General features: G+C 44.5%; 16 protein-coding genes and 4 tRNA genes. 6 read left to right on the top strand and 14 right to left on the bottom strand.

Annotation, left to right across the window (positions count from 1 at the left end):
• Positions 1 to 3 precede the first annotated feature (3 nt).
• Positions 4 to 79, bottom strand: a tRNA-Arg gene (locus RT143_RS07280).
• Positions 80 to 367: 288 nt separating this feature from the next.
• Between RT143_RS07280 and RT143_RS12310 the strand changes: the two genes are divergently transcribed.
• The 6 genes from RT143_RS12310 to nagZ all read left to right on the top strand — a co-directional run bounded on the left by RT143_RS12310 (position 368) and on the right by nagZ (position 4,895).
• The gene (locus tag RT143_RS12310; protein WP_409519700.1) at positions 368 to 622 is read left to right on the top strand and encodes a hypothetical protein; all 255 of its coding nucleotides are present in this window, start codon (positions 368 to 370) and stop codon (positions 620 to 622) included.
• Positions 598 to 960 (top strand): c-type cytochrome, encoded by a 363-nt coding sequence (locus RT143_RS12315; RefSeq protein ID WP_409519701.1) that lies wholly within the window; start codon positions 598 to 600, stop codon positions 958 to 960. Before RT143_RS12310 ends, RT143_RS12315 begins: the two co-directional genes overlap by 25 nt.
• Before the next feature lie 149 nt (positions 961 to 1,109).
• Positions 1,110 to 2,069 carry an ABC transporter ATP-binding protein gene (locus RT143_RS07290; RefSeq protein ID WP_313092147.1) on the top strand — a complete coding sequence of 320 codons (960 nt, stop codon included), beginning with the start codon at positions 1,110 to 1,112 and terminating at the stop codon, positions 2,067 to 2,069.
• Between the two features lies 1 nt (position 2,070).
• Positions 2,071 to 2,844, top strand: coding sequence for an ABC transporter permease (locus tag RT143_RS07295; protein WP_076774539.1), 774 nt, complete (start codon positions 2,071 to 2,073; stop codon positions 2,842 to 2,844).
• 32 nt (positions 2,845 to 2,876) lie between these two features.
• Positions 2,877 to 3,728, top strand: a complete 852-nt coding sequence (gene queF / locus RT143_RS07300) for an NADPH-dependent 7-cyano-7-deazaguanine reductase QueF (protein ID WP_313092149.1) — start codon at positions 2,877 to 2,879, stop codon at positions 3,726 to 3,728.
• A 126-nt stretch (positions 3,729 to 3,854) separates the two neighbouring features.
• Positions 3,855 to 4,895 (top strand): beta-N-acetylhexosaminidase, encoded by a 1,041-nt coding sequence (gene nagZ, locus RT143_RS07305; RefSeq protein ID WP_313092150.1) that lies wholly within the window; start codon positions 3,855 to 3,857, stop codon positions 4,893 to 4,895.
• A 147-nt stretch (positions 4,896 to 5,042) separates the two neighbouring features.
• On the opposite strand, the gene RT143_RS07310 is transcribed toward nagZ, so the two are convergent.
• The 13 genes from RT143_RS07310 to pilQ all read right to left on the bottom strand — a co-directional run bounded on the left by RT143_RS07310 (position 5,043) and on the right by pilQ (position 21,276).
• Positions 5,043 to 5,609 carry a hypothetical protein gene (locus RT143_RS07310; protein WP_313092152.1) on the bottom strand — a complete coding sequence of 189 codons (567 nt, stop codon included), beginning with the start codon at positions 5,607 to 5,609 and terminating at the stop codon, positions 5,043 to 5,045.
• A gap of 219 nt (positions 5,610 to 5,828) precedes the next feature.
• A tRNA-His gene (locus RT143_RS07315) sits at positions 5,829 to 5,904 on the bottom strand.
• A 31-nt stretch (positions 5,905 to 5,935) separates the two neighbouring features.
• Positions 5,936 to 6,009 (bottom strand) — tRNA-Arg (locus RT143_RS07320).
• 62 nt (positions 6,010 to 6,071) lie between these two features.
• Positions 6,072 to 6,148: transfer RNA gene (locus tag RT143_RS07325), tRNA-Pro, on the bottom strand.
• 153 nt (positions 6,149 to 6,301) lie between these two features.
• Positions 6,302 to 7,438, bottom strand: coding sequence for a quinolinate synthase NadA (gene nadA, locus RT143_RS07330; RefSeq protein WP_313092154.1), 1,137 nt, complete (start codon positions 7,436 to 7,438; stop codon positions 6,302 to 6,304).
• A gap of 187 nt (positions 7,439 to 7,625) precedes the next feature.
• Complete coding sequence (locus tag RT143_RS07335; RefSeq protein ID WP_313092156.1) at positions 7,626 to 9,068, bottom strand: lipopolysaccharide biosynthesis protein; 1,443 nt, start codon at positions 9,066 to 9,068, stop codon at positions 7,626 to 7,628.
• Positions 9,069 to 9,101: 33 nt separating this feature from the next.
• Positions 9,102 to 9,650: a tyrosine-protein phosphatase gene (locus RT143_RS07340; protein ID WP_313092158.1), complete on the bottom strand. Its 549-nt coding sequence runs from the start codon at positions 9,648 to 9,650 to the stop codon at positions 9,102 to 9,104.
• 149 nt (positions 9,651 to 9,799) lie between these two features.
• On the bottom strand, positions 9,800 to 11,221 hold the full coding sequence (locus tag RT143_RS07345; protein ID WP_313092159.1) for an FAD-dependent oxidoreductase: 1,422 nt from the start codon (positions 11,219 to 11,221) through the stop codon (positions 9,800 to 9,802).
• 164 nt (positions 11,222 to 11,385) lie between these two features.
• Positions 11,386 to 15,855: a glutamate synthase large subunit gene (gltB, locus tag RT143_RS07350; protein WP_313092161.1), complete on the bottom strand. Its 4,470-nt coding sequence runs from the start codon at positions 15,853 to 15,855 to the stop codon at positions 11,386 to 11,388.
• Positions 15,856 to 16,077: 222 nt separating this feature from the next.
• On the bottom strand, positions 16,078 to 17,061 hold the full coding sequence (locus tag RT143_RS07355; RefSeq protein ID WP_313092163.1) for a hypothetical protein: 984 nt from the start codon (positions 17,059 to 17,061) through the stop codon (positions 16,078 to 16,080).
• A 69-nt stretch (positions 17,062 to 17,130) separates the two neighbouring features.
• Positions 17,131 to 18,228, bottom strand: coding sequence for a 3-dehydroquinate synthase (gene aroB / locus RT143_RS07360; protein ID WP_313092190.1), 1,098 nt, complete (start codon positions 18,226 to 18,228; stop codon positions 17,131 to 17,133).
• Positions 18,229 to 18,295: 67 nt separating this feature from the next.
• Positions 18,296 to 18,832, bottom strand: a complete 537-nt coding sequence (locus tag RT143_RS07365) for a shikimate kinase (RefSeq protein WP_160002372.1) — start codon at positions 18,830 to 18,832, stop codon at positions 18,296 to 18,298.
• Positions 18,833 to 18,939: 107 nt separating this feature from the next.
• Entirely contained in the window at positions 18,940 to 21,276 is a 2,337-nt protein-coding gene (gene pilQ / locus RT143_RS07370) for a type IV pilus secretin PilQ (protein ID WP_313092165.1), read from the bottom strand.
• Between the last annotated feature and the right edge of the window lie 10 nt (positions 21,277 to 21,286).

Genomic DNA, 21,286 nt, shown 5'->3' on the forward strand with positions numbered 1-21,286 from the left:
AAATGGTGCGCTCGGCGGGACTCGAACCCACGCCACAGGCTTCGGAGACCTGTACTCTATCCAGTTGAGCTACGAACGCTTATTGGCATTGAAAAAAAGCAGTGGGCTATTTTAGCAAACTTTTCGTGCAATAAGCAAATCATCAAAATTCCTGCCAAAAACTGCTCGGCAAAGTTGATAGCACATATCAAATAAGCATAGCTTTTTCAGATAATTTCCCCTTATAATAGTATGGAAAATAAATCTATGTAACATTTATCGCATCAATATTGCATCAACGGATACAATCGAGCAATCTAATGGCTCATATTGTCCGTTTTAAAAGTATTACGATAATTTAATTCACCTGTTTGAGAGAACGTGACGAATGAAAAAAGTAGTGATGTTATCAGCGATTACTATGCTAAGTCTTGCGGGTATCGCTGTCAGCCAAGCTGAGGATAAAGCCAGTGCCCCCGCAGCGGCATCAGCTACCGCTAGCGCTTCAAGTACCGCGACAGCCTCAAGTACTGCAACTGCTTCAGCCCCTGCATCCTCTGCCGCTCCGCAAAAAAGGAAGCAGAAAAAGCACCTGAAGACCCACCTCAAGTTGCAAAATTGGTTGCATTATATCCAAATCTAATCGCACGTATTGCCCCCCAAGGTAAAGTTTGTTTTGAAGGTAAAGAGTGTGATATCACTATTGCCGCTGCATTGGGCGCCGCGGATCCTAACAACCCACGTGAAGGCAAAGTGATTTATGAAGGTGTTTGCCATACTTGTCACGCAGCAGGTCTGTTAGGTGCACCAAAATTTGGTGACAAAGGCGCTTGGGGTCCCCGTATCGCTAAAGGTACCGCTACCCTTCACCAACACGCGCTACAAGGCTTTAACGCCATGCCAGCCAAAGGTGGTAACGCTGATTTGCTAGATGTAGAAGTGACCAACGCGGTTGATTATATGGTGTCTCAAGCCAAATAGTCATTTTTAGCCCAGATGAAGCCTATCAACTGATAGGCTTTTTTAATTGTATCATTGATATAATTTAACTTAACTTAGTTCATTCAAATCTTTAAACTGTCCAACCCATCCCCATTAAGGTCTCACCTTTAACCAGAACCTGCATTGCTATGGCAAACTTTGACACTACCATCCCTGCTCTAAAAATCACCCAGCTTACCAAAACCTACCCAAATGGTTTTGCCGCACTCAAAGGCATTGATTTGACTGTACCCCAAGGTGGATTTTTTGCCCTACTCGGTCCCAATGGTGCGGGTAAATCCACCACCATTGGTATTATCAGCTCGCTATTTAAACCCAGCTCAGGCTCGGTAGAAATTTTTGGGGTAGATTTGCTTAAACAGCCTGCCAAAGCCAAGCAGTTTTTAGGCGTGGTGCCGCAAGAATTTAACTTTATGCAGTTTGAAAAAATCGAAGATATTTTGATTGCCCAAGCGGGCTATTTTGGTATACCCGCCAAGGAATCTCGCCCGCGTGCCGAAAAACTCCTTAAAGCATTGGGGCTTTGGGAAAAACGCGACGACAAAGCGCGTATGCTCTCTGGCGGCATGAAACGCCGTTTGATGATTGCGCGTGCTTTAATGCACCGTCCCAAACTGCTGATTTTGGATGAGCCGACTGCAGGGGTGGATATTGAACTGCGCCGCTCGATGTGGGATTTTATGCAGCAAATTAACACGGAAGAAGGTACGACCATTATTTTAACCACCCATTATTTAGAAGAAGCTGAGCAGCTGTGTAAAAACATTGCTATCCTTGACCAGGGTGAAATTCGTATCAATACCGATATGAAAAGTTTGCTTACCAGCCTTGATGTGGAAAGCTTTGTGTTTGATTTGGCGCAACCTTATCTGTCATCAATTGCTTTAACCAATGTGGTAAAAACCAAGCAGCCAGACCCGTTGACCCTTGAAGTCACGCTCAAAAAAGGCGACAGTTTAAATGATGTATTTGCCCAGTTAAATGCTCAAAATATTCAGGTAGCGAGTATGCGTAACAAAGCCAATCGCCTTGAAGAGTTGTTTTTGGGGATTGTTGAAAATAATTTGACTGAAAAATTGGAGAATTAACATGGATTTTCAGCACCAGTTGGTTGCATTTAACACCTTGTTAGTCAAAGAAATCCGCCGAATTCTTCGCATTTGGCCACAGACGCTGTTGCCTCCTGCCATCACCATGAGTTTGTATTTTATCATCTTTGGTAAAATGATTGGCGCTCGGGTTGGCGATATGGGCGGTGTTTCCTACATGCAGTTTATCGTGCCTGGCTTGATTATGATGTCGGTGATTACCAATAGCTACTCCAATGTGGTATCGAGTTTTTTTGCCACCAAGTTTCATGGTAATATCGAAGAGATGCTGGTCAGTCCGATTTCTAAACATACCATTTTACTGGGTTTTATCGCGGGCGGTTTGTTTCGGGGGTTGACCATTGGCGCGATTGTGACGGTACTTGCGTTGTTTTTTACTCAGTTATCACTGGTGCATGCGTTTGTCACGATTTTTACTGTGGTGATGACCTCGGCATTATTTTCGTTGGGCGGTATGATTAATGCGGTATTTGCGCGCTCGTTTGATGATATTTCCATCGTACCCAGTTTTGTGTTGACACCCTTGACATATTTGGGCGGTGTGTTTTATTCACTTAAAGATTTATCGGGATTTTGGCAAAATATATCGCTACTAAACCCCATTGTTTATATGGTCAATGCTTTTCGCTATGGTATTTTGGGTCATTCAGATGTCAATGTATGGTCATCTTTGGTGGCGATTGGGATTTTTACCGCGATATTTTATGGCATTGCGTATTATCTTTTAGCAGATGGCTCACGCGTTCGTTTATAACTTAGTTAAATTAAAAGTTAAATTAAAAAAATATGAAACCACTTGAAACTCACGGTATTTTGGGTCAATCCACCAGCTACCCAAAAACCTACGCCCCCGATATGCTCTACCCTATTCCCCGCGCATTAGGACGAGCAAACCTAGCGCTGCCTGCTGACGCCTTAAGTATCGGCATGGACTGGTGGCAGGTTTTTGAGATGTCTTGGCTGAATTCGCACGGTATTTCACAGGTGGCAATGGCGCGCCTTGCCATCCCTGCCACATCAGACTACATTGTCGAATCAAAATCGCTCAAACTTTATTTTAATAGCCTAAATTTCACTGAATTTGACAATCAACAAGCCGTTAAAGCAACGGTGGAAAAAGACTTATCGGCTTGTCTAAAAACCGATGTGACGATTGAGATTTTTGGGGTGAACATCGCAAATAGCTTACCCATCAGCGCGCCACAGGGTGATTGCATTGATAACGCGTTGGATAGTAGCGATAAAAAAATCGCCATTGTCAGTGATGTCGATCCTTCAAGCTTGACCGTTGCCAATCACGGCGCCTCTAATAGCCAGTTACAAATCTTGCACTCGCATCTACTGCGCTCAAACTGCCCTGTCACCAATCAGCCAGATTGGGGAACACTGGAGATTCAGATAGATAGCCAACCGATTGATCGAGCAGGACTGCTTGAGTATATTTTGAGCTTTCGTCAGCATAATGGCTTTCATGAACAATGCGTTGAGCAGATTTTTAGTGATTTAACCCAAGCTTTTGCGCCAAAAACGCTCATGGTACGCGCATGGTACACACGCCGCGGCGGCATTGATATCAATCCTTGTCGGGTGAGTGATATCAGTTTGTTGCCGCCACCGTCACGGCTCAACCGTCAGTAATAATCGCCAGTAAGCTAGTCGCATTTTTATCAAAAAAAGCGTATGCTATGTTTTTTCAAAATTTTTCTGCCTAAAACTAAGTTTACCTAACAGTTGGCGGCAAGCAATACCCAGAAGGATTACCGCATGCAAGCAGTCGGTCAACTCATGCTCGATATTGAAGGCACAGCGCTTAGCCCAGCAGATGAAGCACTGCTACGCCAACCTGAAGTTGGCGGCGTGATTTTGTTTGGGCGCAATGTAGAAAGCCCTGAGCAAATACGCGAACTGACCGATAGTATGCGTGCCATCAAACCCAATATTTTAATTGCGGTTGACCAAGAAGGTGGACGTGTCGCACGCTTACGCGCCGGTTTTTCGCCGCTACCTGCGATGGGTAAACTCGGTGAAAGGTTTGAGCATGACCCTATCACTGCGCTTGATCTTGCTTATTGCGCGGGCTATTTGATGGCAAGCGAAGTCCTATCGGTTGGGATTGATTTTAGTTTTGCGCCTGTACTTGATATCAATGGGGTGAGCCGCGTGATTGGTGATCGCGCGTTTCACGTACATCCCATCGCAATCACCGCCTTATCTGCTGAATTCATGCGTGGCATGAAGCTTGCCGGCATGGCAACCACGGGCAAGCATTTTCCTGGTCATGGCTCAGTTGCCCCGGATTCTCATGTGGATGATGCCACCGATGAGCGCAGTTATGATGAGATTCGCCAATACGATATGCAGCCATTTATTCGCAATAAGCCGCTACTAGATGCGCTCATGCCCGCTCATGTGGTATTTAGCACAGTTGATAACAAACCTGCGGGGTTTTCATCGATTTGGCTACAACAGATTATTCGTGGCAAACTAGGATTTAATGGGGTATTGTTCTCCGATGACCTATCGATGAAAGCGGCACATGTTGCAGGTGATGCAGGTGACCGTATTGCGGCTGCCTTAACGGCAGGCTGCGATATGGGATTATTGTGTAATGACCGCCCTGCTGCCTTAGTTGCGCTTGAGCGTTTGCAAAAAGAGCCGACACTACTCAATACCGCCAGCCAGCATCGGTTATCTACCATGAAAGGTAATATTAAAGGCTGGCGGGGCTCACTGGCCGACTCTGCCAAAGACTGGTCACATTGGCAAAGCAGTCAGCGTAAAGTGCTAGAAAATTTCTTTGCATGAATTTGCTTAAAACAAGAAAATTTGAAACGAGCAACTTTAAAAAAACAAATTCGAAAAAAAGTACCTTTCAAAAAAAAGCAACGCGGCAACGTTGCTTTTTTTATGGCTACTTTTTCATAGCTATTTTTTTAGCTATATTTTGATTCATCAATTGACATAGCGTAGTTGACCTATCATTTTTTGCAGATGCTCACTACTTAACTGACTCCAGATGTTATAAAAACAGCCATTGTCAAGCACGAGGTAAGCCAGCATTTTACCCTGTGGGTTATTGCCCTCTCGCCCAAGCGTCACATAACTGCCATCGGCATAGTTTTTACGATATGCCCAGCCCTGATACAAGTCACGCTTAGACGTCGTACCGGCATTGGCTACGCCATAAGCACTGCGCAAAGGCCTGCCTTTATAGTTCTTTAAATCATACGCCACCGCAAAGCCACCTGAAAAATTGGCAGCGCGTGATTGCGCAGTTTTGATATTCACTGATGAATGATTAGCAATGGCTAAAATTGGGCAATATTTATAATCGGATTGTCGCCATTGCTGGTGGTAAATTGGGCTAACTTGGCTACTTTTGAGTGATGCATGCGATTGCCAAGGGGATTTTGGCAGCGTTGTAGCGGCTTGAACTGGATTTACAAAACATAAAGCACTGACAGCACAACTAGTGATAGCAAATTGATGACACAGAGATTTGCTTTGGGTAATATTCATTATCTGACTCCGTTTCATTCTATGAGTTGTGAATAGTCAATTCTAGCGCTTGAGACTGGAATATTATGATAATAACCCTAGTATATAAAATAGATAATGGTTCACCATAAAAAGATGTGGCAAAACCGTTGGGTTTTGATAACAAATTTGCAAATAATGAAAATTAAACTGACATAAAAAAAGCCCTTAATTTAATTAATTAAGGACTTTTTTAGAATATGGGGCGAATGATGGGACTCGAACCCACGACAACCGAGATCACAACCCGGGGCTCTACCAACTGAGCTACATCCGCCATAAGGTAGGTTTTACAGACTAGCAAAATGCGCGCCTGACAGGATTCGAACCTGTGACCACCCACTTAGAAGGCGGGTGCTCTATCCAACTGAGCTACAGGCGCATAAAAAAAGCCTGCTCGGCTCTTGATTCATCTTTTCAACTTGGGTAAGTTTAAAGAATGAATGGTCGGAGTGAAAGGATTCGAACCTTCGACCCCCTGGTCCCAAACCAGGTGCACTACCAAGCTGTGCTACACTCCGATTGCCTAACTAGGCTTTAATTGTTACTTCAATATCTTAGCAATAGTGAGCTTAAAGGCTATCATCGCTAAGTGGTGCGTATATTAAAGCAAGTTAGTTAGGCTGTCAACGACTTTTTTCAATATTTTAAAAACAGGTTATGATTGTTAATGCCTATCTTTTGAGTGTGGCGCCAAACGCGAGCATTCGATCTAGGGGTTTTTTAGCTTGTTCGATTAGCTGCGCATCAACAAAAATCTCATGCGGTACGGCGTCAGGCGTGCCTACTTTCTCCAGTGCATGGATGATTTGGTCTAAATCATTCATCGCCATCCACGGGCAGTGCGCACATGAACGACAGGTTGCACCTTCGCCACGCGTCGGCGCTTCGATAAACACCTTATCTGGCGCCGCTTGCTGCATTTTATAAAAAATACCGCGATCCGTGGCGACGATGAACATCTTGTGCGGTAGGGTTTGCGCCGCTTTAATCAGCTGACTGGTGCTACCCACGGCATCTGCCATTTGGGTCATCTCAATCGGTGATTCTGGGTGCACTAGCACCGCCGCATCGGGGTACATCTCTTTCATGGTTTTTAGGCTACGGCTACGGAACTCTTCATGCACGATACAAGCACCATCCCACAGTAGCATATCTGCGCCCACTTTTTGCTGAATATAACGTCCCAAATGCTGGTCAGGTGCCCAAATGATTTTTTCACCTTGGCTGTCTAGATGGTCAATGAGCTCAACCGCGATACTCGATGTCACCACCCAATCTGCCCGCGCTTTAACAGCCGCTGAGGTATTGGCATACACCACCACAGTACGGTCAGGGTGTTGGTCACAAAACGCGCTAAAGTCTTCAATCGGACAACCCAAATCTAGTGAGCAAGTGGCTTCTAGCGTTGGCATTAATACGGTTTTTGCGGGGCTTAGAATTTTAGCAGTCTCGCCCATGAATTTAACGCCTGCAACAATCAGCACATCGGCATCACTATCACGCCCAAACCTTGCCATCTCTAAACTATCCGACACGATACCGCCTGTGGCTTCGGCAATTGCTTGGATTTTTGGGTCAGTGTAATAGTGAGCAATCAACGTGGCATTATGCTGTTGTAACAAATCAGCAATGCGCTGTTTTTTTTCTGCAAATTCGGCATCGTCAATCTGAATATCTTGGGGTATACCGAGCTTATCGAGATGTTGTTTGACAATATCTTTGGCAGACACTGCTACCAATTGCTCATTATTCGCTAATAGAGGATTGGCTAGCTGGGTAGTTGCTTGTGGCGTACTTGATTGTTGCATGAAAAACTCCTTCTCATGAGATGATTTACCCATGTCTATCACAGGTAAGTAGCAATTCATTGATTCTCCTGCTGTTACTATAGCAAACTTTTTTGCGCAAGGTGAATCAATTGCGACTAGTAAATGATATAAGGGTAATTTGGCTAAATTAAATACTGAGACCCATTAAAATCTTATTAAGGCTCAATCATGACGCTTTTGCTTTTACCAAACGTTTTAACAACGCGCGCTCGCTATAGCCGATTAAGCCAATATAGACCAGTAATAAGGTATTGGATAACCAAAAATTCATTTGAAAAGCACTGACGATTATCACGCTAAACAGCATCAGCGTACCCAAAAAGAAAACGATTTTTTTGGTTTGGTAAGGTATCGGATAAAAATGCTGTCCAAGTGCGTACGATACTATCATCATGAGGAAATAAACAAAAAGCGTCACCCACGCCGACACCATAAAGCCATACTGCTTTAAAAACAGCATATGTAGCAAAATAGTCAGTCCCGCCCCAAACCACGAGATGGCTGAGCCAATCCCAGTACGGTCAGTTACCTTATACCAAGTTGATAGGTTGTAATAAATCCCAAAACATAGGTTCGCAATGACGATAATCGGCACGATATTAATCGCTGTCCAATAACTGGGATCGGTGATAAATAACCGTTTGAGCCATGAAATATTGGCAATAATTCCAAGCGCCACCACCGATGCAAATAAAGCAAAGTACTCTGTCATCATGGCATAAGTATGTTTGGCATTGGCATGGTGCATTTGTTTGAATAAAAACGGCTCAATCCCCATCCGATACGCGGTCACAAACAAAGTCATTAACACCGCCAATTTGTAGCAGCCACCGTATGCCCCCGCATCGCCTTTATCAATCATATAATATTGAATGATTTTATCGAAGTTTTCATTCACCATAAATGCCAACCCTGCCAGCATGACCGGATAAGAATAACGAATCATACGTTTGAACAAGGCTTTATCAAAATGTAAGCGTACTTTTTTGATAATCGGAAACAGCATCATAAAAGTAGCGAGACTGGCAACTAAATTGGCAAAAAACGGATACGCCACTTGCTCGGTCAAACCGAAACTTTTGGCAGCCTCAATAGGCACAAAGCGAAATAGCGCAATAACCACCACAGTTTGTATCAAAATCGACACTACCCGCACCACCGAATATTTCACAGGCTGGTTGTGATAACGTAGCCAAGCAAACGGAATGGTACAAATCGCATCAAAAAACGCAATCCAAGCAAACCAGCGCAAAAATTCAGGATGACTGCCATAATCCATCAGAATTGATAACGGATTGCTAAATAGCAACACCATGACCAAAAAACCGCCTGCCAACATGGCAATAAACCAAAACGCCGTGCTAAACACATTTTTTTCGGCGGCGCCTGTTTTATCTTCTCCTGAAAAGCGAAAATAAGATGTTTCAAAACCAAAAGTGAGCACAATATTGATAAAAGCAATCCAGGCATATAGGCTGGTAAAGATAGCAAAGGCTTCTTTATCGATGTAATTGATATACAACGGATTGAGTAAAAAGGTAATGACACGGGGTAAAATCGCACCGATACCATAGATAATGGTTTCACCTAACAGTCGTTTGATATTCACAGGCTATCCAGAGTTAATGTCGCTTGATGAGTTTTAAGGTTGGCTAATAATAGGCTTTTGGCGTTGTAGCGCTAACAAAGCGTGTTGCACTTCTTGCACTTTTTTCTCGGTCAATAAATTGCTGATATTAATCCAAATCCAGTGAAAGCCATACCCGCCGTCCTGCATTTCTATTTTGGCATGTTCAATCGTCCAGTTTTGTACCAAAATGCGATACATAGCAACGGTAATACCCGTGCGATCTGAGCCATGATAACAATGCACGAGCACCTTGTCACCACAAGCTTGGTGCCACAAAATATCATACAAAATTTCAGCAAGTTGCTGCGGCTTGATCGCCCAAGTCATCAATGGGTGATTGATAAAGGTTAGCGGTAAGTTGGCTAAATTTTCTTCGTTATCATCGCGATCAAAAAATCGTAAATTGATAATGGTATTGATGCCGTAGTGCTGGATAATACCGATATCATCGGGCGTCAGCTGCTCACTACGAAACAGCTGCTCATCGATTTGATAAAGATTGGCATGTTGACATCGTAATATTGCCCAAGTAGCGGGACGAAAATGCTGCGCAAATGGCATGTCATTGACCTAGTAGTATGATGAATTTATGCGACATAATAGCCCAAAGTGGACAAAAACGCACCGAAATTTACCTGTAAAAAAACCCAATCAATATTGGGTTTTTTTGGCGTAATTAACAGCAATTCTTAGCTAAAGAAGGTTCACGCTTAAACATCTAGGTAATCTAGGATACCTTTAGCGGCCTCACGACCTTCCCAAATCGCGGTTACCACCAAGTCTGAACCACGTACCATATCGCCACCTGCGAAGATTTTTGGATTCTTAGTTTGGTACTTATAGGTTTGTAATTCAGGCGCAATCACCCGTCCGCTATTATCCATCTCAATGCCTTGGGTGGTAAACCAATCAGCAGGGCTAGTACGGAAACCAAATGCCATAATCACCGCATCGGCTGGCAAGATTTCTTCTGAATTAGGAATAGGCTCTGGGCTACGGCGACCACGGTTATCAGGTTCGCCAAGTTTAGTGGTCACTACTTTAACGCCGGTTACTTTACCGTTTAAACCGATAATTTCAATCGGCTGACGGTTAAATAAAAACTGTACGCCTTCTTCACGCGCGTTACGCACTTCACGGCGTGAGCCTGGCATATTCTCTTCATCACGGCGGTAGGCACAAGTTACAGAAGTTGCACCTTGGCGGATACTGGTACGGTTACAGTCCATCGCGGTATCACCACCGCCAAGGACGACCACTTTTTTACCTTGTAAGTCGATGTACTCTTGTGGGTTCGTTTCCCAACCTTGGCAGCGGTTGACGTTTGCGATTAAAAAATCAAGCGCATCATACACGCCAGATAACTCTTCACCGGCATAACCGCCACGCATATAGGTATAGGTACCCATACCCATAAACACCGCGTCATACTCAGAGAGTAACTCATCAATGGTGACATCTCTACCGATCTCGGTATTTAAACGAAATTCAATGCCCATGCTTTCGAAGACTTCGCGGCGACGACGCATGACATTTTTTTCCATTTTAAATTCTGGAATACCAAAGGTCAGTAGTCCACCAATTTCAGGGCGTTTGTCAAATACCACAGGTTTGACGCCATTACGTACTAATATGTCAGCACAGCCAAGACCCGCAGGACCTGCGCCAATCACCGCGACCTTTTTATCCGTCCAAGTCACACCGCTCATATCTGGACGCCAGCCTAGCGCAAACGCAGTATCGGTGATGTATTTTTCCACATTCCCAATGGTGACCGCCCCAAAGCCGTCATTAAGGGTACAAGCCCCTTCACACAGACGGTCTTGAGGGCATACTCGCCCACAGACTTCTGGCAACGTGTTGGTTTGGTGGCATAAATCTGCCGCTTGGAAAATATGACCTTCGGTAGCCAGTTTTAACCAGTTTGGAATGTAGTTATGAACGGGACATTTCCATTCACAGTAAGGGTTACCACATTCAAGACAGCGGTGCGCTTGGTCAGTCACCTTGTCTTGCTCAAATGGATAGTAAATCTCAACAAACTCGTGAGTACGGGTATTAATGTCTTTTTTTGAAGGGTCGACACGTGCGACGTCTAAAAACTGAAAATCGTTGTGTAATCGTTTTGCCATGCCCCAATGCTCCTAAAGCAATGCTCCTAAGTGAGTGGTATCCAGCGATTCACTGTATACCGACCTGCTTGACAGCGAACTTTTAAAATTTAAGTTAAAGGTAGAGCGCTTGTCACGCGCTACCTTTAGCAATCCAATATCATCAAATTATGCTACACAATCGCTTATTGTGGGTCTGCCATGGTCGTTTTTAGTAGCGAAGTAATGTTCGCGGCTTTTGGTTTGACCAAATAGAACTTACGAACATAATGCTCAAAGTCGTCAAGGATGGTTTGACCCCATTGGCTACCTGTTTTTGCCACGTGTGTTTTGATAATCGACATCAAGTTGATACGGTGATTCTCTGTTTGCTCACTTGAGATACGATGCATATCGATAAGCTCATGGTTACAACGGTCAAAGAAATCGCCATCTAAGTCAAGCACATAAGCAAAACCGCCTGTCATACCAGCACCGAAGTTTAGCCCTGTTTTACCCAAAACCGTCACCACACCACCTGTCATGTATTCACAGCAGTGGTCGCCGGTACCTTCAACCACCGCAAAACAACCTGAATTACGAACCGCAAAACGTTCACCTGCAGTACCTGCCGCATACAGATGACCGCTTGTGGCACCATACAAGCAGGTGTTACCGATGATAGCAGTTTGCTGGCTAGCAAAAGTCGAACCTTTTGGTGGGTAAATCACGATTTCACCCCCTGCCATGCCTTTACCTACGTAGTCGTTGGCATCCCCTTCAAGCTTAATGTTTAAGCCGCCTGCATTCCACACACCTAAACTTTGACCCGCAGTGCCGGTTAAGTGTAAGTTAATTGGCGCGCTTGCCATACCATTATTGCCATGCAGCGCAGCAATCTCCCCTGAGATACGCGCACCGATAGAACGGTCACAGTTGCCAATACGATAGCTAAAGTCACCGCCTTTGGCTGATTTGATGGTATCCATCATATCGATAACCATTTGCTCAGCGAGCAAGCCTTTGTCAAATGGCTCATTGCGCTCAACTTGGCAGGTTTGTGGTCTGCCATCGCCTTTGCTATGGGTAAATAATAAAGGCGCTAAGTTTAGGTGTTGTTGCTTGTTGGTGGTGCCTGACATGACTGATAGTAAGTCGGTGCGACCCACAAGCTCTTCCATTGAACGCACGCCCAATGCCGCCAACCATTCACGGGTTTCTTGTGCCACAAATCTAAAGAAATTAATCAGCATTTCGGCTTCACCGATGAAATGCTCATCGCGCAGTTCTGATTTTTGCGTTGCCACACCCGTTGGGCAGTTGTTTAGGTGACAGATACGCAGGTATTTACAGCCCACCGCAATCATCGGCGTGGTACCAAAACCAAAGCTTTCCGCTCCCAGTATTGCTGCTTTTACTACGTCTAAACCCGTTTTTAAACCACCATCTGTTTGCACGCGTACTTTATGACGTAACCCGTTGACACGAAGCGATTGGTGCGCTTCAGATAAGCCCAATTCCCAAGGCGAACCTGCATAGTGAATTGATGACAAAGGAGACGCTGCGGTACCACCATCATACCCTGAAATGGTAATCAAGTCGGCATACGCTTTTGCCACACCCGTTGCAATGGTACCTACGCCTGGGCGCGACACCAATTTGACTGACACAAGCGCGTTTGGATTGACTTGTTTTAAGTCAAAAATTAGCTGCGCCAAGTCTTCAATCGAATAAATATCATGATGTGGCGGTGGTGAAATCAAGGTCACACCTGGCACTGAGTAACGCAAACGCGCAATTAAGCTATTTACTTTACCACCGGGTAACTGACCGCCTTCACCGGGTTTTGCCCCCTGCGCGATTTTAATCTGCATGACTTCGGCAGAACGCAAGTAAGCCGGTGTGACCCCGAAACGACCTGAGGCGACTTGTTTGATTTTTGAGTTACGAATCGTGCCATAACGCGTGGGATCTTCACCGCCCTCACCCGAGTTTGAACGTCCGCCAATGGTGTTCATCGCGGTTGCAATCGCCTCGTGTGCCTCTGGTGACAAGGCGCCTAATGACATACCTGCTGAGTCAAAGCGTTTTAGGATTTGTTCAATAGGCTCAACGTCATCAACACTGATGGATTTACTGGTATCTAACTGCAACAAATCACGTAACGTCGCTACAGGACGGCTGTTGACAATCGACGCATATTCTTTGTAGTTATCGTAGTCGCCCGTGCGTACCGCTTTATGTAGCGCTTGAATCACATCGGGGTTGAAGGCGTGGTATTCTTTATTAAAGACGAATTTTAACAAGCCGCCTTGGTCAAGCGGTACACGTTTGGTAAAGGCATTTTTTGCCAAGATTTGTTGGTCGATCGCCAAATCTTCAAACGTAGCACCTGAGATACGGCTTTCAACCCCAGTAAAGCAAAGCTCAACCACTTCTTCTGATAAACCCACGGCTTCAAACAATTGCGCGCCGCGGTAAGAAGAAACGGTAGAAATACCCATTTTTGATAGGATTTTTAATAAGCCTTTATCCAAGCTTTTGCGGAAGTTATTTTTGGCGTAAAGCGGATCACCAAGCAAGTCGCCTTTGTCGACCAAGTCTGCAATCACATTGTAAGCCAAGTAGGGATAAACCGCGGTAGCACCAAACCCTAACAAGACCGCTAATTGGTGCGAATCACGTACCAAACCTGTTTCGATGATTAAGTTGGCATCTGCGCGTAAACCCACATTAATCAAGTGATGATGCACCGCACCTGTCACCATAATGGCATTGGCAGGTACTTTACCTTTTTCAATATTGCGGTCAGATAATACAATCAGTACTTTACCTGCACGTACCGCTTGGGCAGCTTGCTCACAGATATGTTTGATGGCATCGTCTAACGCCATTGATTCATCATAATTTAAATCAATGGTTTCAATTTCAAAACCTGGTTTTGTGACGCTGCGTAGTTGCATCATTTTGCTCGATGACAACACAGGCGATGACAACACGATACGGTTGGCATGGTCTGGCGTGGGTTCAAAAATATTTTTTTCGCTACCCAAACAAGTTTCCAATGACATCACAATCGCTTCGCGCAGAGGATCGATTGGTGGATTGGTAACCTGGGCAAATTGTTGACGGAAGAAATCAGCCACGTGACGAACTTGTTTTGACAGTACCGCCATCGGAGTGTCATCGCCCATTGAACCAACGGCTTCTTGACCGTTTTCGGCTGAAGGACGAATGATTTCTGTGCGTTCTTCATTGGTGATATGAAACATTTTTTGCAGCGCTAATAGATTCTCGCCTGTTTCACGTTGCTCGTAAGCTTTTTCTTCTAGCTGTTCATCATCCCGTAGACGTACCGCATTTTCCCGTAACCATAGCCGATATGGGTGGGCTTTTTTCAGCTGGCGACCCACTGCTTTGGTGTCCATGATGTTACCAGTTTCGGTGTCAATCACTAGCATTTGACCGGGTCCGACACGACCTTTAGCAATCACGTCTTCAGGCTGATAATCCCAAGTACCGATTTCTGAAGCCACGGTAATATAGCCATTTTTGGTAGTCACCCACCGTGATGGACGTAAACCATTGCGGTCTAGCATACAAACCGCATAGCGACCATCTTGGATGACTAGACCGGCTGGGCCATCCCACGCTTCCATGTGCTGCGAATAAAACTCATAAAACGCGCGTAAATCCATGTCCATCGTGTCAACATTTTGCCATGCTGGCGGCACAAGGATAGAAAGCGCACGGAATAAATCCATACCCCCTGACACCAGTACCTCAAGCATATTGTCTAAGCTTGATGAGTCAGAGCCCACACGGTTGACGAGTGGCTGTAATTGTTGCAGCTCTGGAATCAAATCGGTGACAAATTTTGGCGTACGAGCGACCGCCCAGTCACGGTTACCATCAATCGTGTTTAATTCACCATTGTGGGCAAGATAGCGAAAAGGCTGGGCTAGTGGCCATCTTGGCAGGGTATTGGTTGAGAAACGTTGGTGGAATACCACAATGTGTGACGCCAAACGTTCGTCTTGTAAATCCAAGAAGAACGCGGGTAAATCGGCAGGCATGACCAAGCCTTTATAGATAACCACTTGTGAGGTCAATGACGTCACATAAAATAATGGGTCATCTTTCAGTTCGATTTCTGCTTTGCGGCGTGCAACGAATAATTTACGGTTAAAGGTTGCCTCGTCCATATTGATTGGGCAATTAACTAAAATTTGTTTAAAGCCTGGGAGTGATTCACGGGCAATGTCACCGACGATACTTAAATCAACCGGCACATCACGCCAGCCAGCGACTAGCAAACCTTGTGCTTCAATCGCTTGGCTTAGTGTATCTTGGCTATGCTGTGCTAATGCTTTATCAAGGTTAACAAATACCGTACCGACGGCAAAAATTTCGTTTAGAGTAAAGCCGTTGTCTGATGCGATTTTTTTAAAGAATACCTTGGGCGTCGCAATCAATAGACCACAACCATCGCCTGTCTTACCATCGGCTGCCACGCCACCGCGGTGGGTCATACAGCTTAAACTATGAATCGCTGTTTGCACTAAGTCATGACTAGCTTCACCATGGGTATGCGCAATCAAACCAAACCCACAGTTGTCTTTGAACACATCGGGTTGGTAAAGATTATGCTGATCTGAATACTGATTTGAAGACATAAGCGTGTTCCCTTAACAAGCTGGTAGCAAAGAAATGGGCATACTATAAATATGTGCAATGTTTGCTATTGAATCATAAAAGATTGGAATAGATAACCGTCATGTTCGTTATCTATATATACCATAAGAAATCAAAATGATACCCTTCGTTATATTAACGAAAAAGGGTAAAAAAATCCACTGTTATTTGAATTCCAAAACTAACCAACCCGTCTAACCTCACTAGTTAGCTTGGGACTTCTGCTTGATTAACTCGCCCATGCTATCCTTTGAGGCATCTTTGGATTTTGGCTTTTCTTCAGCCGGCTTGCTATGGGTTTGTTTGGGTTTAACATCAGCATTATCATTCTTGCTATTGATAACTTTTGGTTCTAAACGGGTGGTATTTGAGTCGTTACTGTTGCTTTCAGCAATCACTTTACCTTCTTGGATAGAAAGGGTCTCTTGCGGATTGACTGACTTTTCAATGCTGGTTTTTGGTGCTACGCGTTTGGGTTCTGCTGCTGTGGGGGTCGCAGCTTGTGGTTGTCGTTCAACTTTGGCTTTTGGCGCAGGCAATAATTTTGGTGTGGCGTTTAGTTTGACTTCCCGCGCAGCTGTCTTACCGACATCACGAAGGGGCGGCGCGACTTCATACTCATCCATTTGTGGGGCATACATTTTAAATTCTTCAGGAAATGCTTTGACCTCTTTTGGTAAATTAAAATTCACTACTTTAGCCGCGCCAACCGCTTCTTGTACTGAGTTAAATACGCCATAGGTGACAACAAAGCGTTTTTGGTTATGGGCATCGACGATACGAAAATAATTAAATTTATCACGATCGTCACGGCTATTTAGGTAATCGGTGACCACTTCGTGCTCCACCACGTTCATGACTTGAACTGTCCATTTACCATTATTGGCCTTGATAAAGCGACTATCCTTAAATTCTTTGGGATAGTTGCGCATATCACGAATGACCGCATCAAATTTGATGGGTCTCACTTCTTTATTGAGCTCTTCAGGTGGTTTTGCCAATAGTAGCGCGGTGGGATCTTGATTTTGATTGGCATTGCTCGCCGCTTTCACCGCACTTTTGGCAGGCTTTACCGCAGAGGCAATCCACACCATGACCGTCAAGCCGCCTGCAATCGCCGCTAAAATCAGCCAAGTGGTCACTTTAAATGCCCATGAACGATACAGCGTAGATAAAGAATGCACCATAAAACAACCTTCTGTCTGAGGTAAGGTTAATGCCCGATATGACGCTTTAACCCATCTATAAAATTTATATCAATTAGCTTTTTCAGTCAAAGCCAGCACGTCTGTCAGTAACGCTGGATCATACGCTGACGTCAATACCGCTTGTCCCAATTTTTCTAGTAATACTAGACGAATTTTGCCGGATTTGACTTTTTTATCATGCCCCATCAAATCCAGTGCCGTATTGACCTCAATGACTGGTGGATGGGTGGGTAAATCAGCACGAGCGATTAAAGAGCTAGCTCTGTCAACATCATCCGCGCTAAGCCAACCTTGTTTTTGTGACAACTGCATCGCTTGAATCATACCTACCGCGACTGCTTCACCATGCAGCCAATTGCCATAACCTTCATGCGTTTCAATCACATGCCCAAAGGTATGACCAAAATTAAGTAGCGCGCGTGTATTGGCTTCAAACTCATCTTGCGCCACAATATCTGCTTTATGCTGGCAAGAAATCAGTACAGCTTGGGCTAACAAATTCAAATCGAGCGCGCGTAACGACGTTATATGGGTTTCAAGCCAAGCCAAAAACGCCACATCGCCGATTAACGCGTATTTGATAATTTCTGCTAACCCTGCTGATAATTCACGCGGTGGCAAGGTTTTTAAGGTGGTCATATCTGCCAAAACAAGACGCGGCTGCCAAAACGCGCCAATCATATTTTTGCCCAAGCGATGATTGATGCCTGTTTTGCCGCCGACGCTAGAATCCACTTGCGATAACAACGTTGTGGGAATTTGGATAAAATTCACACCGCGCATAAAACTTGCTGCCGCAAAACCCACCATATCACCAATGACGCCACCACCAAGGGCAATCAGCGTACAGTCACGGTTAAAGTGATTTTCCATCAACTGATCATAAATACGATCAATGCTTTGCTGGGTTTTATACTGCTCACCATCAGGTAAAATACAAGTCTTAATGAGTTTATCGGCAGGCAAACGTGCGACGAGTTTATCAAGATATAGGGGTGCAACTGTCTCATTGGTGACAACCAATATTTGTTTGCCACCAATATAGTCAGCAAAATCAAAGGTTTCGATGAGATTTTCCCCAATAAAAATGGGATAGTCGTGTGAACGTGTATGGACAATTAACTCACGGCGCATGGCAGTACTCATATCAATGTTATTTTTTGGCATCTAGCAGGTTGTCATCAATTAGTTTGTCATATCGAGAGTGCTACATTTAGACGGTTATATTGGCGTCTTGCAATTGCAGCAAAATGTCATGCACCATTTTTTTTGGGGAACTGTGACCCGTAACAATGGTGATGTCGGCAAGCTGCTGATAAATTGGGTCACGTTTACAAAAAAGTTCGGTTAACTTTTGCTTAGGATTGTCTATTTGTAATAACGGACGGTTGCGGTCACGACAAGTGCGTTCATACTGAATGTCAACTTCTGCTCGCAAATAGATAATTATACCACGTTTTAAAAAATGGTGATTTTCAGCGATAGTAACTGCCCCACCGCCTGTGGCTAGTACGATATGATCGAGCTGGGTTAGTTTATCAAGCACACGTGTTTCGCGTTGACGAAACCCTACTTCACCCTCTTTTTCAAAAATCCAGCTAATACTGGCACCTGAGACGCGTTCTATTTCCTGATCACTGTCATAAAACGTAAACCCAAGTTGCTGCGCCAACAATTTACCAATTGTGGTCTTACCCGCACCCATCGGACCAATCAAAATAATTAACGGCTTAGGTTGATTACACTCCATAAAAAAACCACAAATCACTCTATAATATATTGAAAACATTATACTGTGATTTGTGGCAATGCGCTATAAGACTATTTTGTTATACAACAGCTCTATTAGGGAGTAAATTAATTAACACGGCCCGTGTCATTCACCAATTTTGGGGTCACAAAAATCAATAATTCTTGCTTGTTGTTGGTTTTTGAGGTGCGTTTAAAGAAGCGATCAACATAAGGTAAATCGCCTAAGAAAGGGATTTTAGTCACATCGTTACCTAAGGTATTTTTAAACACGCCACCGAGCACAACCGTTTGACCATCATCGACGACCACATTGGTTTTAATCGAATCTTTAGAAACCGCTGTCGCACCATTGACGATAGTTGGTGAACCATTTTCAATACTCAAATCCATGCCAATACGACCTTCAGGGGTGATATTAGGGGTCACTTCAAGACTCAATGCCGCTTCGATAAAGCTCGTTGAGGTCGCCCCACTGGCAGAGGCTTCTTGATAAGGAATTTGTGTGCCTGACATGATTTTGGCGGTTTGTTTGTCGGCGGTTAGCACTTTTGGACTGGAGATGACTTCACCCTTATTATCCGCTTGCATGGCTGACAATTCTAAATCTAATAGTAAATCTGAAATGCTCAGCAGGCCAAACGCAATTTGTCCTGCAGGGTTAGCTGCACCTAGATTAACACTAAGGTTATCAGGTCGTGTAATAGTGTATGAAGGATAATCAACAGTTTGCCCATTTACGGTCATTGATTGCATACTATATTTCTTAAGATCCCATATGGTCTGCTCAGAACCACCCACTAATAAATTACGATTACTGTGCACGCCTTGCGATAAAATACCCCATTTTACCCCAAGTTCTTTGCTAAAGGTGTCTGTCGCACTCACAATGCGGGCTTCAATCATTACTTGTTTGACAGCGATATCGATTTTACTAATCAAATCACGGATGTTGCTGATGGTTTCAGCGGTGTCTTTAACAATCAAGGTGTTAGTTCGGGTATCGATTGTGACTGTACCTCTGTCTGTTAACAGTGAGGTATTGCCACTAGAGCGATCGGATGTTGCTCTACCTGCTTCAATCAGTGTTCGTACATTTTCTGCTTTGGCATAGTTGAGTCGGATATATTCGGTACGCAGTGGATCTAATACTTTTTTCTCTTGTTGCGCTTTTAACTCATCGGCTTCTTGTTTGGCAAGTTCTGCCGCGGGTGCCACCCAAATTACATTACCATTAACCCGTTTATCCAAATTTTTACTTTTTAGGATAATATCTAAGGCTTGATCCCAAGGCACGTTAATCAGACGCAAGGTAATATTACCACTGACGCTGTCACTGGCAACAATATTGGTATTGGTATGTTGTGCCAACACTTCTAAAATCGTCCGCACGCTGACATCTTGAAACTCTAGTGATAAAGGTGCCCCACTATAGGTACGTTCTTCAATGGTCGGCTCGCGCATACGTTTGGGGGGATCGATATTGATATTTAGCTGATTGCCTGTTTGAAAGGCTTTATAGTCATAATCGCCTGTCATGGCAACGCGAATCACGCCATTGCGTCCTTGGTTGGTTGCGATAACATCACGCACCAAGCCATTACCTACGGTCATTTGTTTTTGCAGGCGACTGGGAATGGTAGCGCCTGTCAGACGAATGACTAACTCATCACCCATGCGCTGCACATCCACAGGGATGCTGTCATTCACCAAATTAATGCTAACATTACCGCCGCCGTTCGAGGTGCCATTAAAATTAATCGCCGCTAGGCCATCATAGTTGTATTGTTGAACAACGGCGGCAGCAGGATTTAATAAAGGATTGACTTTGACTACCATGGTATTGGCGGGTGGGGCGACTTTTGGTGTTTGGGTCACGACGGCAACAGGTGGCGGCGTTTGCACGACCACAGGTGGCGGTGTAGCAATCACAGGCGCAGCTTCAGTCACTACGGCAGCAGGCGTTACCACCGCGGGCTGACTCACAACGGCCGCTGTAGTCACCACAGGTGTAACGATAGCTGGATTGGTAGCTGCTGTGGTTTTCGGCTGCATTGATACTACCAGGCGATTATTAATCACACGTGTACTAAAGGTCGCTTGATTTGACAACTCAATAATCATACGTGTCATACTGTCATTGGTCAGCGTTGTGACATTGTTGACATAGCCTTTGTTATAAGTTTGCATCCGTGATGAAATTTGATTATTCACATTGGGAAAATCCAACACCAGTCGTGTGGGTGAGGCAAGTTCATAAGCCGTCGGCGTCACAGCACTGTTAGCGAAGTCGATATTGAGTTCTGTTAGCACAGCGCTCGGCGTGGTAACCGAGATATTTCTAATGGTATCAGCTGCAAACACACTGCTAGATACTAACATCGCACTCATCGCTACCGCAAGCTTAGACGTTGAAGTTCGAAATGGATAGGCATTAAAATTCATTGAATTATCC

Source organism: Moraxella sp. CTOTU48268, assembly GCF_032069585.1.
GTDB lineage: Bacteria > Pseudomonadota > Gammaproteobacteria > Pseudomonadales > Moraxellaceae > Faucicola > Faucicola cinerea.

Bases quoted from the DNA above. Each gene is read 5' to 3' on its own strand.
- RT143_RS07340 (WP_313092158.1), bottom strand. From the start codon at position 9,650: ATGCCATTTGCGCAGCATTTTCGTCCCGCTACTTGGGCAATATTACGA.
- RT143_RS07290 (WP_313092147.1), top strand. From the start codon at position 1,110: ATGGCAAACTTTGACACTACCATCCCTGCTCTAAAAATCACCCAGCTT.
- nadA (WP_313092154.1), bottom strand. From the start codon at position 7,438: ATGCAACAATCAAGTACGCCACAAGCAACTACCCAGCTAGCCAATCCT.
- RT143_RS07310 (WP_313092152.1), bottom strand. From the start codon at position 5,609: ATGAATATTACCCAAAGCAAATCTCTGTGTCATCAATTTGCTATCACT.
- pilQ (WP_313092165.1), bottom strand. From the start codon at position 21,276: ATGAATTTTAATGCCTATCCATTTCGAACTTCAACGTCTAAGCTTGCG.
- gltB (WP_313092161.1), bottom strand. From the start codon at position 15,855: ATGTCTTCAAATCAGTATTCAGATCAGCATAATCTTTACCAACCCGAT.
- RT143_RS07295 (WP_076774539.1), top strand. From the start codon at position 2,071: ATGGATTTTCAGCACCAGTTGGTTGCATTTAACACCTTGTTAGTCAAA.
- queF (WP_313092149.1), top strand. From the start codon at position 2,877: ATGAAACCACTTGAAACTCACGGTATTTTGGGTCAATCCACCAGCTAC.
- nagZ (WP_313092150.1), top strand. From the start codon at position 3,855: ATGCAAGCAGTCGGTCAACTCATGCTCGATATTGAAGGCACAGCGCTT.
- RT143_RS07355 (WP_313092163.1), bottom strand. From the start codon at position 17,061: ATGGTGCATTCTTTATCTACGCTGTATCGTTCATGGGCATTTAAAGTG.
- aroB (WP_313092190.1), bottom strand. From the start codon at position 18,228: ATGAGTACTGCCATGCGCCGTGAGTTAATTGTCCATACACGTTCACAC.
- RT143_RS07345 (WP_313092159.1), bottom strand. From the start codon at position 11,221: ATGGCAAAACGATTACACAACGATTTTCAGTTTTTAGACGTCGCACGT.
- RT143_RS12310 (WP_409519700.1), top strand. From the start codon at position 368: ATGAAAAAAGTAGTGATGTTATCAGCGATTACTATGCTAAGTCTTGCG.
- RT143_RS07365 (WP_160002372.1), bottom strand. From the start codon at position 18,832: ATGGAGTGTAATCAACCTAAGCCGTTAATTATTTTGATTGGTCCGATG.